Here is a 13,766-nt window from a genome sequence, read left to right on the forward strand (position 1 = left end):
GTGCCTGCTGCCCGCGCTTGGGGGGAACGCTACGGCGGGGCGTCGCGCCCCGGCAAGCCATGCGGTAGAAGCGGCGGGTGACGGACAGCATTCCCCCCGCGGAGGGCGCGACCCCCGCCCTCGCCCAGTGGTTCGCCGCCAAGGCCCAGCACCCCGATGCGCTGGTTTTCTTCCGGATGGGCGATTTCTTCGAGCTTTTCTTCAACGACGCCGAACGCGCCGCGCCGGTGCTGGACATCGCGGTGGCGCATCGGGGCGAGCATCGCGGCCAGCCCGTGCCGATGGCGGGCGTGCCCGTGCATGCGTGGGAGGCCTATCTGGCGCGGCTGATCCGGGCTGGCTTCCGGGTTGCCGTCTGCGACCAGATGGAGACGCCGGAGCAGGCCAAGGCCAGGCGCGCCAGCACCATCCGGCGTGAGGTGGTGCGGGTGGTGACACCCTCCACCGTGACGGAGGACGGGCTGCTGGAGGCGACGCGGCCGGCCTGGCTGCTGGCGCTGGCGGAAGCGGGGGATGGCTTCGGCTGCGCCTGGCTGGATGTCTCCACGGGCGGCTTCGAGACCATGGCGCTGCCGAAGGCGGAACTCGGCGCGCTGCTCGCCAGGCTGGAGCCGGTGGAGGCGGTGGCGGAGCGGGACCTGGCGGAGCTGCCGGAGCTGATGCACCGCCTGCCCGGCCGCATCGCCCATCGCGTGAAGCCGCGCGATCCCGCGCGGCTGCTGCGGGAGGCCTTCGGCGTGGCCACGCTGGAGGGCTTCGGCGTCTTCACCGAGGCGGAATTGGCGGCGGCGGCGCAGGCGCTGTCCTATGTGCGGGAGACGCAGGCGGGCGCGCTGCCGCGCCTCGACCCGCCGCGGCCGCAGGCGGGGGCGGCGGGAACGCTGGCGCTGGATGCGGCGACGCGCCGCAGCCTCGAGATCCTGCGCGACCAGCGCGGCGGCGACCAGGCGACCTTGTTCGGCGCGGTGAATGCCACGCTGACGGCGGCGGGGGCGCGGGAGCTGGCGGGGCGGCTCTCGGCGCCGCTGGCGGAGGCGGAGGCGGTCTCGGCCCGGCACGATGCCGTGTCCTTCCTGCTGGGGGCGGAGGCGACGCGCGGCGCGCTGCGGGCGGGGCTTAAGGGCGCGCCGGACATGGCGCGGGCCTTGGCGCGGCTGGCGCTCGATCGCTTCGCGCCGCGGGATCTGGCGGCGCTGCTGGCGGGGCTGCGGATCGCGGCCTCCGTCCGTGATGCCGTGCTGTCGGCGGTGCTGCCGGCGCCCGCCTTGATGGCGGAGGCGGCGGTCGCATTGGCGGTCGAGCCCTCGCTGGAAGCGGAACTCGGCCGGGCATTGAACCTGCAGAAGCTGCCGGCGCGGCTGGAGGATGGGGGGGTGATCGCCCCCGGCTATGACGGGGAGCTGGATGCGCTGCGGCGGCTGCGCGATGGCGGGCGGGACGCGATTGCGGCGTTGCAGCAGGACCTCGCCCAGGCCTGGGGCATCGCCAGCGTCAAGATCCGTCACCACCAGCAATTCGGCTTCCTGGCGGAGGTGCCGGCGGCACCGGCCGAGAAGCTGCTCCGGGCCTCCCCGGTGCCCGCCGGGCAGCCGCTGGCGCCGATCCATCGCCAGACCATGGCGAATGCGGTGCGCTTCACCTGCGCGGCGCTGGCCGACCTCGATCGCAAGGTGGCGGAGGCGGGGGAGCGGGCGGCTGCGCGGGAGCGGGCCTGCGTGGCGCATCTCAAGCGGCTGATCCTGGCGCAGGGCGATGCGATCGCGCGGGCGGCGCGGGCGCTGGCGGAGGTGGATGTGCATGCGGCCAGCGCGACGCTGGCGGCGGAGGGCGGCTGGTGCCGGCCGGAGCTGACGGAGCGTGCGGAGTTCTGCATCGTGGCCGGCCGCCACCCGGTGGTGGAGGCGATGCAGAAGCGCGCCCGCGGTGCGGCCTTCGTGCCGAATGATTGCGACCTCTCGCCCGGTCGTCGGCTGTGTCTCCTCACGGGCCCCAACATGGCGGGCAAATCCACCTGGCTGCGGCAGAACGCGCTGATGGTGGTCCTGGCGCAGGCCGGGCTGTTCGTGCCGGCGCACTCCGCGCGGATCGGGCTGGTGGACCGGCTGTTCTCCCGCGTCGGGGGCGGCGACGACATCGCCGGCGGGCGGTCCACCTTCATGGTGGAAATGGCGGAAACGGCGGCGATCCTGAACCAGGCAACAGCCCGTTCACTGGTTGTGTTGGATGAAGTGGGGCGTGGGACCGCGACCTGGGATGGGCTGGCCATCGCCTGGGCGGTGCTGGAGGCGCTGCATGACCGCATCCGCTGCCGGGCCATCTTCGCCACGCATTTCCATGAGCTTACGGCGCTGGCCGGACGGCTGCCGGAAGTGGCGCTGGCCTCGATGAAGGTGCGGGAATGGCGGGGCGAGGTGGTGTTCCAGCACCTCGTCGGCCCCGGGGCCTCCGAACGCAGCTGGGGCGTGCATGTGGCGCGGCTGGCGGGCGTGCCGCGGCCGGTGCTGGCGCGGGCGAACCAGGTGCTGTCCGCCCTGGAAGCGCGGGCGCGGGGCGGCGGGCCGGATGCGCTGGCGGAGGAACTACCCCTCTTCGCGCAACGCGTGTCCCAGCCTGCGAAGCCCCTCTCCCCGATTGAATCCGCGCTGGCGGAGATGGACATCGACGCGTTGTCGCCGCGGGAGGCGCAGGAGGCCTTGTATCGGTTGAAGGCGCTCTCTGCGGAAGTTGACGCAGCGCAGCACGAGAACCCTGTTGCGCGCCCGAGTGACACGGTAGTGTGACACGGATGACAGTCAGCCTCGGCCAACCGCCCTCATCGGCGGCCGCTTCCGTGCTGCCGCCCGCCGAGCCACCGGAGGTCCTGCCGGACCTGATCGCTGGCCTGGTCGAGGACGGCCGGCCCGTCGCCCGCGACATCGCGCTCGGCCTGCTGCGGCGGCAGTTGGGACGCATCCAGGGCCGCGTGCAGCGGGCCTTCGAGGCGCATGACCTGTCGGGGCTCGGCGCGGCGCGGTGGCTGGCGGCGCTGACGGATGGGATCGTGGGCGCGATCCACACCTACACGCTCGCGCAAGTGCCGCCTGCGGCGGCGGGGGCGCAGGTACCGCCGCAGGAGCCGGGCGGGACGACTGAAGAAACTTTCTCCCTGATCGCGACGGGCGGCTATGGCCGCGGCGTGCTGGCGCCCTATTCGGACATCGACCTGCTGTTCCTGTCCGACGCCCCGCTTGGCCCGCAGGGGCGGCGCGCGGTGGAGTTCCTGCTTTACCTGCTCTGGGATCTCGGCCTGAAGGTGGGACATGCCACGCGGACGATCGGCGAGTGCATCGAGGATGCGCGCGGCGACGTGACCATCCAGACCGCGCTGATCGATGCCCGTTTCCTGGCCGGCAACCGCGCGGTGCATGACCGCTTCCAGGACGCCTTCCTGGCGGCGCGGAAGGCGAGCGGGCTGGCGCCCTTCCTGGCCGCCAAGCGCGCCGAGCGGACGACGCGCCACCAGCGCTACGGCGAAAGCCCCTTCCTGGTGGAGCCGCATGTGAAGGAGGGGCGCGGCGGGCTCCGCGACCTGCAAACGCTGTATTGGCTGGCGCGCCATGCCTTCGGCGTGCAGCGCATGCCGGAACTCGTCGGCCCGGAGAGCCCCGGCGGCGGGCTGCTGACGCCGCAGGAGGCGCGGAGCATCCGCCGCGCCTGGAATTTCCTCTGGACCGTCCGCTTCCATCTTCACTACGTGACCGGCCGCGCGGAGGAACGCCTGACCTTCGACCTGCAGCCGGTGGTGGGCGCCCGCATGGGCTACACCCGCCACGGTGTGCAGGACGGCGTCGAGCGCTTCATGAAGCACCTGTTCCTGACGGCCCGGGACGTGGTGCGCCTGACCCGCCTGCTGGAACCCGCGATCGAGCGCGCCTCGCTCGGCCCGCCCGCCGTGGTGCCGGCGGGCGATGCGGCGCTGTCCCATGCGGGGATGGCGCTGGCGGATGGCAAGGTGCTGTTTGCCCCCGACCGCCAGGTGGGGGCGGACCCCGCCATCATGCTGCGGCTCGTGCGCGCGGCGCGGGACCGGGGGCTCGAGATCCATCCGCTGGCGCATCGCGCGCTGATCCGGAATGCCCGCTACGCCGTGCAGCTGCGCGACGACCCCGCCGCCAATGCGCTGTTCCTCGACCTGCTGACGGGGAAGGATTCGCCGCGCTGGATGCGCGTGCTGAACGAGGTGGGGTTCCTGTCCCGCTTCATCCCGGACTGGGCGCGCATCGTCGGGCTGATGCAGTTCGACACCTACCACGTCTTCACCGTGGAGGAGCACACGATCGAGGCGATCGGCGTCCTCTCCGCGCTGGAGCGGAACGAGCTGAACGAGATCGCGCCGGTGGCGTCGGAGCTGATCGGCCAGGTGCAGTCGCGCCGCGCGCTCTATGTCGCGGTCATGCTGCATGACATCGCCAAGGGCCGCGGCGGCGACCACAGCGAACTCGGCGCGCAGGTGGCGCTGGAACTCTGTCCGCGGCTCGGGCTTTCGCCGGAGGAGACGGAGACGGTCTCCTGGCTCGTGCTCAACCACCTGCTGATCAGCGCCACCGCCTTCAAGCGCGACATCGACGATCCCAAGACCATCCTCGACATCGCGGAGACGGTGCAGTCGCCGGAGCGGCTGCGGCTGCTGCTGGTCCTCACGGTGGCCGACATGCGCGCGGTGGGGCCGAAGGTCTGGAACGGCTGGAAGGCGACGCTGCTGCGGGAGCTCTACTGGCGGGTCGCGGAGGTGCTGGCGGGCGGGCTTTCGGTGCCGGAACGCGACACCCGCGTGGCGCGCGCGCGGGCGGCGGCGGCATCGCTGCTGGAGACGATGGCGAAGCCGGATCTCGACCGGTTCCTCGGCCTCGGCTACCCCGGCTACTGGCTGTCCTTCGACCCGGAGACGCATGCCCGCCACGCGGAGATGATCCGCGATGCGGAGGCCGACCAGGCGCCGCTGACGGTGCGCACAAGGGTGATCGAGGCGCGGTCGGTGACCGAGGTCACGGTCTATTGCTCCGACCATCCGGGCCTGTTCAGCCGCATCGCCGGCGCGCTGGCGGTGGCGGGGGCGAGCATCGTCGATGCGCGCATCCACACCATGACCAACGGGATGGCGCTCGACACCTTCTGGGTGCAGGACGCGGCCGGCGGGGCGTTTGACGCGCCGCATCGCCTGGCGCGCCTCGCGGTGCTGATCGAGCAATCGCTGTCCGGCCGACTGCGGCTGGAGCAGGAGATCGCGAAGCTGCGGCGCGAACCGGCGCGGCTGCGCGCCGTCACCATCCCGCCCCGCGTCGTGCTCGACAACCACGCGAGCAACACGCACACGGTGATCGAGGTGAATGGCCGCGACCGGCCAGGGCTGCTGCATGCCGTCACCGCGGCGATCAGCGAGCAGGGTCTGCAGATCGCCAGCGCCCACATCACCACCTATGGCGTGCGGGCCGTCGACGTCTTCTATGTGAAGGACGTCTTCGGGCTGAAGGTGGAGAATGAGCGGAAGCTCGCCTCGCTGCGCGCCGCTCTGCTGCTGGCGCTCGGCGCGCCGGAGGTGCCGGTGGAGACGGGCGCGCGGGTGGTGTGAGGCGCGTCAGGGGATGCCGTTGGCGCCGTATTCCCGAAAACCGGGGCGCGCCGCGAGCCTGGTGACATAGGCGGCCACCGCGGGCAGGGCGGGCCGGTCCATCAGTGTCATCAGCCAGCGGTTCACGGACAGGCCAAGTACGATGTCGGCCAGGGTGAAGCTCTCGCCCACAACGAAGGCGCCGGTGCGGGCCAGCTGGCCATCGAGGATTTCCATCAGGTCGTTCCAGGCGCGCGCACTCGCGGCGATGCGACCCGCGTCCGCATGGTCGGGGTGGCGGCGGACCAGGGCCATGAAGGCGCCGCGCCAGGACGCGTTGAGGTCCGTCGCCTGCCAGTCCATCCAGCGCTCCACCTCCGCCCGGGCGCGGGGCGCCGCCGGCAGCAGGTCCGTGCGGCCGTGCTTCGCGGCCAGATAGCGGCAGATGGTGTTGCTCTCCCACAGCACGCCGGCCTCATCCTCGATCACCGGCACCAGGCCATTGGGGTTGAGGGCGCGGAGCGCCGCCGCCTCGCCGCGATCCTCCCGCGCCACGGGGATGCCGATCTCGGCGCAGGTCCAGAGGATTTTGCGCACATTGATGGAACTGGCCTGGCCAATGAGGCGGAGCATGGCGTGATCCTTCGCGTCGCCGCGGCGTTGGTGCCATGACGAGAGAGGAAGGGCCACGCCATGGCGAGCGACAGCGAGAAGGACCGCACGTCCTTCACGGGCAAATACGACCTGGAGACCAAGACGGCGCGGCCGAAGAATGTCGGGCCCCACGACGTGACCCGGGACCAGAGGATCCGAACGACAAGGGCATCCAGCCCGGCGACGGCTATGCGAACGAGATCGCCGAGCTGAACAAGGCGCGGGGCGCCGAGGGCCGGACGGCCAAGGGCCCGGTGCAGATCGGCGTGAAGGGCGGCGCGGAAGGGGAGCCGGAGGGATCGGGCTGAGTCAGCCCCCCTCCCCCGGCACCTCCGTCGGGTGGCCCAGCGTCTGGCGGACATAGAGCTTCTTCACCAGCACGAAGGCGACGACGGTGATCGGCGCCGCCAGCAGCACGCCCGGCAGGCCGAAGAGGAGCCCGACCGCGACCACGGCGAAGAGCAGCGTCGCCGGCGGCAGGCTGACCATGCGGTGCTCGACGATCGGCATGATCATGTTGGACTCCACCTGCTGGATCGCCAGGAACAGGAGGGCGGTCCAGATCAGGGTGTTGCCGCCCTCGCTCAGCGCCAGCAGCAGCGCCGGCACCGCGCCGGCGACGGAGCCGATCAGCGGCACGAAGCCCGCCAGCCCCGCGAAGAGGCCGAGTGCCAGCGGCGAGGGCAGGCCGAGCGCCCAGGTGCCGAGGCCGGCCAGCACGCCGACGATCACCATCGAGATGAACTGGGCGATGAGCCAGAGGCGCAGCGCCTCCCCGCTCGCTTCCATCGCATCGCCGGCGCGGGCCTGCTGGCCGGATGGCAGCAGCTTCAGGACACCCTGCCGGTAGAGCGCCGGGTCCGCGGCCAGGAAGAAGCCGCCGACCACGGCCAGCACGAGCGCCGAGGCGGCGCTGACGACCATGCCGCCGAGGCTCGCGACATGCCCCGCCAGCGTGCCGACCACCGAGGGTTCGACCCCCGCCTCCCCCAGCGTCGGCACATCGATGCCGAGGCGCTGTTCGAGCGCGCCCATGGCCCGCGGCAATTGTTCGCCCAGCACCGCCATCTGCGCCTGCACCTGGCCGCCGACCAGCATCGCGGCGCCGCCCAGCAGCAGGGCCAAAGCGAGGCCGACCGCGGCCAGGGACCAGGTGCGGGAGAGGCCGGACCAGGCCTCGATCGGCCGGGCGAGGGCCAGCAGCAGCGCCGCCACGACCACGCCCGCGAAGGTGAGCAGCAGCGCCGCCCGGACCTGCCAGAGCAGGAGGACGAAGAGGATGACGCCGAGCGTGATCAGCACGCGGCGGAGGAAGACCACATCCCCCCGCCAGCCCTGGGCCGCGCCCCTCTCCGACCCATCCATTCCGCCTGGCTCCGTCATGCGGAGCCAAAGCGAGTCCGGACCGGATAAGTTGCAATGCCGGGCGCGACGTCAGCCCAGCAGGCGGCCGATCACGCGGGCGGTGTAGTCCACCACCGGGATGATGCGGCCGTAGTTGATCCGCGTCGGGCCGATGACGCCGATGGCACCGACGATCTTCTCCTGCCCGTTGCGGAAGGGGGCGACGACCATGGAGAGGCCGGCGCTGTCGAAGAGGCCGGACTCCGCGCCGATGAAGATCTGCACGCCCTCCCCGCGCTGGGCCAGGTCGAGCAGCCGCAGCATGGTCTCCTGCGCCTCCAGCCGTTCGAACAGCGCCTGGATTTCCGTCACCTTCTGCACATGGTCGAGGTTCTGCAGCAGCTTGGCCTGGCCGCGGAGGATGAGCGACCCGCCACTGCCGCCGGACCAGGTGCCGAGCCCGGCCTCGATCACCTGGTTGGTCAGGGTATCGAGCGCGGTGCGGTTGGCCGCGATCTCCTGCGCCACGGTGCCGCGCGTCTCGTCCAGCGTGCGGCCGGAGAGGCGGGCATTCAGGTAGTTGCTGGCCTGCTGCAGGGCGGAGGGGGGGAGGCCGGCCGGCACCTCGATGACGCGGTTCTCCACCTGGCCATCGGCGGTGACCAGCACGACCAGGGCGCGGCCCGGGCCCAAGGCCACGAATTCGATATGGCGGACCGGTGCCTCCCGCTTCGGCGCCACGACCAGGCCGGCGGCGCCGGCGAGGCCGGAGAGCATCTGGCCGGCCTCGCCCAGCGTCTCCTGCAGCGAACGGCCGCCGGAGGCGCAGCGGGCGGCGATGGCGTCCCGCTCCTCCTCCGCCAGCGCGCCGAATTGCAGCAACCCGTCGACGAAAAGGCGCAGCCCGCGTTCGGTCGGCAGGCGGCCGGCGGAGGTATGGGGAGCGAAGAGCAGGCCGGCGTCTTCCAGATCCGCCATCACGTTGCGGATGGTGGCCGGCGACAGCGCCTGGGGCAGGCGGCGGGAGAGGGTGCGGGAGCCGACCGGCTCCCCGGTCTGGACGTAGATCTCCACCAGCTCCCGCAGGATGGCGGCGCTGCGGTCATCGAGGTTGGGCGGCAGGGGGATGGTGCCTGCCGGTGTCATGTTCGGGGCCCCCGTCGGACGCGGCGGCCTGGTGAGTGGACCCATGGGTCAGTGTCCCGGACCGTTTTCTTGGGGTGGAACGCTAGGGGGCGGCGGCGTGGCCGGTCAATCGGCTGCGTGGCGGGGCGCCGGTAACGCGGGGAATGCCACCGGCAAGGTTTCGACACAGTCGCGCCATGCCAGGGTTACCGTCCTCCCTTCATGTGGGGTCCGGACAGGGACAAGGGGAGACCCCGATGCAGGCGAAGGAGGAGGCCACGCTGTGGCCGGCACTGCTGACCCGGTGGCTGGGCGGGACGCGGGCGTGACGGCGGTATTCGCCGCGGCCTCCCTGCTGCTGGCGGGGGGTGCGGGGCTGATGACCTCGATGCTGGTGTCGCCCGTGCATCGGGGCTTCCGGCTGGCGGCGCTGCTGATGGTCTCGGCGCTGGCGGTGGGGGTGGGGCTGCTGCTGATCGCGGGGCCGCCGGATGAGGAGGGGTTCCTGCTGACGATGGCGGGGGTTCGCGCGCTGGTTGGTTGACGCGGCCGGGCGGCGGGCGGCAGGGGTGGGGCATGCGGATGGTGCTCGTCCTGCTGACCCTGCTGGTCCCGGCTGCCGCGCGGGCGGAGGGGCCGTGGAGCGCCTGCCGCCAGGCGATCGCGGCGGCGGAGCGGGGGAGCGGCGTGCCGCCGGGGCTGCTGCTGGCGATCGCGCAGGTCGAAAGCGGGCGGGCGGCGCCGGGGGGCGGAGTGGCGCCCTGGCCGTTTGCCATCAATGCGGAGGGGAGTGGGCGCTTCCCGGAGACGCGGGAGGCGGCGGTCGCGATGGTGGAGGGGCTGCGGGCGCGGGGCGTGACCAGCATCGATGTGGGCTGCATGCAGGTGAATTTGTTCCACCACCCGGAGGCCTTTCCGACGCTGGAAGCGGGGTTCGATCCGGTTGTGAACGTGGGGTACGCCGTGCGCTTCCTGCGGGAGTTGCGGGCGCGGACGGGGAACTGGGCGGAGGCGGTGGCGGGGTACCATTCCGGCGAGGCGGGGCGGGGGATAGCGTACCATGCGCGGGTGACGGTGACGCGGATGGCGGGCGGCGTGGCGCTGTCGGCGCCGGCGGCGCTGCGGGGGTTGTGCGCGCCGGGGCTGCGGGCGGCGATGCTGGTGGCGCCGAATGGGCGGCCGCGGGTGGTGTGCCGGCGTTAGGCTTACCCGGCTTTCACGCCGAAGGCGCCCAGCAGCGATCCGACGATTGGCAGTACCATTCCATCCCCCTTGCAGCCCAGCGTTACCTTTGCGGTATCGTTCTGTCCCCCTCGTCTGGCGCACTCCCGAAAAAAGGAGGGGGTACGGGGGAGTTCACTCCCCCGCTCTTCCTTCCCGTGTTACCCCCCGCGCCATGATCGATTTCCCCGCCGGCTTCAAAGCCCCCTTCGTCCGTCCCTCCGGCCGCGTCGCCGATACCATGCGCGACGTCACGCTCACCCCGGGCCAGGCCCGGCATGCGGAGGGGTCCTGCCTCATTCGCTTCGGGGTGACGGAGGTGCTCTGCACCGCCAGTGTCGAGAGCAAGGTGCCGCCCTTCCTGCGCAACACGGGCCAGGGCTGGGTGACGGCGGAGTATGGGATGCTGCCGCGCGCGACCCATACGCGGGGCGACCGAGAGGCCGCGCGGGGCAAGCAGTCTGGCCGGACGCAGGAGATCCAGCGGCTGATCGGGCGCAGCCTCCGCGCGGTGACGGACCTCAAGGCGATGGGGGAGATGTCGGTCGTCGTGGACTGCGACGTGCTGACGGCCGATGGTGGCACGCGCTGCGCCAGCATCACCGGCGCCTGGGTGGCGCTGCATCTGGCGTTCCAGCACTGCATGAAGATGAACGTGCTGAAGACCAATCCCCTGCGCGACCAGGTCGCCGCGATCTCCTGCGGCATCTGGAACGGCACGCCGGTGCTTGACCTCGACTATGCCGAGGACAGCAAGGCGGAGACGGATGGCAATTTCATCATGACCGGCTCCGGCGGGATCGTGGAGATCCAGGCGACGGCGGAGGGGGCGCCCTTCTCCGAGACCGAGCTGAATGCGCTGCTGGGCCTGGCGCGGGCGGGGACGACGAAGCTCTTCGCGCTGCAGAAGGCGGCGATCGGGGGATGAGTCACCGGATCCTCACCGGGCCGAAGCTGGTCCTCGCCACCCACAACAAGGGCAAGGTGAGGGAGGTGGCGGCGCTGCTCGCGCCCTGGGGGTTCGAGGTGGTGGCGGCGGGCGAGTTGGGCCTGCCGGAGCCGGCGGAGACCGAGGAGAGTTTCCTCGGCAATGCGCGGATCAAGGCGCTGGCGGCGGCGACGGCCTCCGGCCTGCCGGCGCTGGCGGATGACAGCGGATTCAGCGTGGCCGCGCTGGATGGCGCGCCGGGGGTGCGGACGGCGGATTGGGCGGAGACGCCGGCCGGGCGCGACTACGGCATGGCCATGGGCAAGGTGGAGAAGCTGGCGCGGCATGCCGCGGATCGCGGGGCCTGGTTCTGCTGCGCCCTCGTCCTGGCCTGGCCGGATGGGCACACCGAGGGCTTCCTGGGCGAGGCGCATGGAAGCTGGGTCTGGCCGCCGCGCGGCGCCAATGGCTTCGGCTATGACCCGATGTTCGTACCGAAGGGCGGGGCGGAAACCTTCGGGGAGATGACGCCGGAGGCGAAGCACGCCATCAGCCACCGCGCGGACGCCTTCCGGCAGTTGTCCGCGGCCTGCCTGCCGCCTCTGTGATCCGGCGCGCGGCCCTGCTGCTGGCGCTGCTGCTGCCGATGGCGGCGGTGGCGGAGCAGGCGGGGCCGCTGGTGACGGAGGCAGGCGTCGTGCCGCGGGATGGTGCGGCGTCGGGCGCCATGGTCTGGCTGCACCCCCATTACACCGAGGGTCCGCCGCCCGAGGCGCCCGCCTTCATGGCGCGGCTGGCGGCGCGGGGCTGGGACGGCTGGCGGTTTGACCGCCCGCCAGGTGGGGCGGTGCCGCCGGCCTCCCCCCTGGCATCCGGGGTGGAGGAACTGGCGGCGGGGACGGCGGCGCTGCGGGCGCGCGGCTACCGGCGGGTCGTGCTGGTGGGCGAAAGCCGCGGCGCCTTCCTCGTGTTGGCGGCGCTCCGCATGCCGGGGCTCGCCGATGCTGCGGCGCTCGCCGCGCCGGCGGCGCATGGGCGCAGCGCGGAGCGGCGGCCGCAGGCGCTGGCGGATTTCGCCGCGGCGCTGGACCGCGCCAGCCCGGACGCGCTGCGGCGCATGGCCCTGCTGCTGTTCGAGGATGATGGCTGGGATCCCGACCCCGCCGCGCGCGCCGGTCTGTTCCAGGCGGCGGTGGCGCGGCTCGGCTGGGGGGCACTGCTGATCGACCGCCCGCCGGCGCCGACCGGGCATGGCGGGGTGCAGGAGCCTGAGTTCGACGCGATCTTCGGCGCCTGCCTGGCGGATTTCCTGGAAGGCCGCGGCCCCTGCCGGTGACGCGGTCCCCGAACGAACGCAGGGCCGCGGCGCCACGTTCTTCTTCCTGCTGCAAGGGAGAGAACGACATGGCCAACCGCAAGCAGACGCCCGACGACACCGAGGGCGCGACCGCCTCCGACAAGCCCGGCTACCGCGGCGGGGCGCGGACGCAGACGGAGGACACCGGCGTGCGCCAGGGTGGCGGCAAGGGGCAGTCCATGGCCGGGGAGAAGGATGCCCGCGGCCTGACCATCGACAGCACGGTGCCCAAGGACAATGAGGCGCCGGTGCCGGGCGATGCCGCCAAGGGGCCCTGGGCCGTCCATCCGGAGCCCAAGGGGGACTGACCGGGCGGGGGGGCGCCGCACCGGCCCCCCCTTCCCCGCTGCGCCGCGCCGTGCCACGGGAACGCCAACCCGTAGCGGAGCGCCACCCCATGACCCGCAGCCTCAAGGTCGCGGTCCAGATGGACCCGATCGCCTCCATCAACATCGATGGCGACAGCACCTTCGCCCTGATGCTCGAAGCCCAGTCCCGCGGCCACGCCCTGTGGCACTACCATGTGCGGGACCTGGCGCTGCAGGGCGGCCGCGTCGTCGCCCGCGCGCAGCCCGTCACCGTCCAGCGCGTGAAGGGCAACCACTTCACGCTGGGGGCGGAGGAGGAACTGGACCTCGGCCAGGTGGATGTGGTGCTGATGCGCCAGGACCCGCCCTTCGACATGGCCTACATCACGGCCACGCACATCCTGGAACACATCCACCCGAAGACGCTGGTGGTGAACGACCCGGCCAGTGTGCGCAACGCGCCGGAGAAGCTCTTCGTCACGCATTTCCCGGAGCTGATGCCTGAGACGCTGGTGACCGCGGATGTCCGGCAGATTCGCAAGTTCCGGGAGAAGCACGGCGACATCATCATCAAGCCGCTGTTCGGGAACGGGGGCGCCGGCGTCTTCCACCTGCGTCCCGACGATCCCAACATGAACGCGCTGGTCGAGATGTTCACGGAGCGGTCGCGGGAGCCGCTGATGATCCAGCGCTACCTCCCCGCCGTGCGGCAGGGCGACAAGCGCATCATCCTGGTGGACGGCATCGCCATGGGCGCCATCAACCGCGTGCCGGCTTCCGGCGAGGCGCGGTCCAACATGCATGTCGGCGGGCGCCCCGAACCGACCAAGCTGACGGACCGGGAGAAGGAAATCTGCGCCGCCATCGGGCCGGCGCTGCGGGAGCGCGGGCTGATCTTCGTGGGCATCGACGTGATCGGCGACTACCTGACCGAGATCAACGTGACCTCGCCCACCGGGCTGCAGGAACTGGCGCGGTTCGACGGGGTGTACCTGGAGCGCGCGATCTGGGACGCGATCGAGGCGAAGGTCTCGCCGTAAACGCAGGGGGGCGCCGCCCCCCTGCACCAACCATGGCCCGCAGGGGGGCTCCGCCCCATAGGCGCTAGGATAGGGTCGTTCGTTGCGGGGCGTGGCTGATTTGTCGTGAACGGCGTCTTGGAGGGTCGGCGAGGCGCCGGTGCAGGGCCGGGTCGTAGCGGATGAGTTGGCTGATACGGATCGAGCCAAGCACGGCGGCGAG

General features: G+C 72.1%; 12 protein-coding genes. 9 read left to right on the forward strand and 3 right to left on the reverse strand.

Annotated features, from left to right (window positions below):
• Positions 1–77: 77 nt before the first annotated feature.
• Together mutS and G3576_RS30130 are read left to right on the forward strand one after the other, a co-directional pair.
• Positions 78–2,780 (forward strand): DNA mismatch repair protein MutS, encoded by a 2,703-nt coding sequence (gene mutS, locus G3576_RS30125; RefSeq protein WP_164698188.1) that lies wholly within the window; start codon positions 78–80, stop codon positions 2,778–2,780.
• A 5-nt stretch (positions 2,781–2,785) separates the two neighbouring features.
• Positions 2,786–5,608, forward strand: a complete 2,823-nt coding sequence (locus G3576_RS30130; RefSeq protein WP_164698189.1) for a [protein-PII] uridylyltransferase — start codon at positions 2,786–2,788, stop codon at positions 5,606–5,608.
• Between the two features lie 6 nt (positions 5,609–5,614).
• Here G3576_RS30130 and G3576_RS30135 read toward each other — a convergent pair whose 3' ends face one another.
• The 3 genes from G3576_RS30135 to hrcA form a co-directional block, all read right to left on the reverse strand.
• Entirely contained in the window at positions 5,615–6,220 is a 606-nt protein-coding gene (locus G3576_RS30135; RefSeq protein WP_164698190.1) for a glutathione S-transferase family protein, read from the reverse strand.
• Positions 6,221–6,550: 330 nt separating this feature from the next.
• Entirely contained in the window at positions 6,551–7,606 is a 1,056-nt protein-coding gene (locus G3576_RS30140; RefSeq protein ID WP_164698191.1) for an AI-2E family transporter, read from the reverse strand.
• 69 nt (positions 7,607–7,675) lie between these two features.
• Positions 7,676–8,776, reverse strand: coding sequence for a heat-inducible transcriptional repressor HrcA (gene hrcA / locus G3576_RS30145; RefSeq protein WP_407926145.1), 1,101 nt, complete (start codon positions 8,774–8,776; stop codon positions 7,676–7,678).
• A 217-nt stretch (positions 8,777–8,993) separates the two neighbouring features.
• Between hrcA and G3576_RS30150 the strand changes: the two genes are divergently transcribed.
• The 7 genes from G3576_RS30150 (at position 8,994) to gshB (ending at position 13,564) form a co-directional block, all read left to right on the forward strand.
• A complete protein-coding gene (locus tag G3576_RS30150) occupies positions 8,994–9,254 on the forward strand; it encodes a hypothetical protein (protein ID WP_164698193.1) in 261 nt (86 codons plus the stop codon).
• A gap of 32 nt (positions 9,255–9,286) precedes the next feature.
• Positions 9,287–9,913 (forward strand): lytic transglycosylase domain-containing protein, encoded by a 627-nt coding sequence (locus G3576_RS30155; protein ID WP_164698194.1) that lies wholly within the window; start codon positions 9,287–9,289, stop codon positions 9,911–9,913.
• Positions 9,914–10,106: 193 nt separating this feature from the next.
• Positions 10,107–10,859, forward strand: coding sequence for a ribonuclease PH (gene rph, locus G3576_RS30160; RefSeq protein WP_164698195.1), 753 nt, complete (start codon positions 10,107–10,109; stop codon positions 10,857–10,859).
• Entirely contained in the window at positions 10,856–11,467 is a 612-nt protein-coding gene (locus G3576_RS30165; protein WP_164698196.1) for a non-canonical purine NTP pyrophosphatase, read from the forward strand. Before rph ends, G3576_RS30165 begins: the two co-directional genes overlap by 4 nt.
• Positions 11,464–12,195 (forward strand): alpha/beta hydrolase family protein, encoded by a 732-nt coding sequence (locus G3576_RS30170; protein WP_164698197.1) that lies wholly within the window; start codon positions 11,464–11,466, stop codon positions 12,193–12,195. The genes G3576_RS30165 and G3576_RS30170 overlap by 4 nt, the downstream gene beginning before the upstream one ends.
• A gap of 68 nt (positions 12,196–12,263) precedes the next feature.
• Positions 12,264–12,524, forward strand: a complete 261-nt coding sequence (locus G3576_RS30175; RefSeq protein WP_164698198.1) for a hypothetical protein — start codon at positions 12,264–12,266, stop codon at positions 12,522–12,524.
• Between the two features lie 89 nt (positions 12,525–12,613).
• Entirely contained in the window at positions 12,614–13,564 is a 951-nt protein-coding gene (gshB, locus tag G3576_RS30180) for a glutathione synthase (RefSeq protein WP_164698199.1), read from the forward strand.
• Positions 13,565–13,766: the final 202 nt, after the last annotated feature.

Source organism: Falsiroseomonas algicola, from assembly GCF_011040385.1.
Classification (GTDB): Bacteria; Pseudomonadota; Alphaproteobacteria; order Acetobacterales; family Acetobacteraceae; genus Falsiroseomonas; species Falsiroseomonas algicola.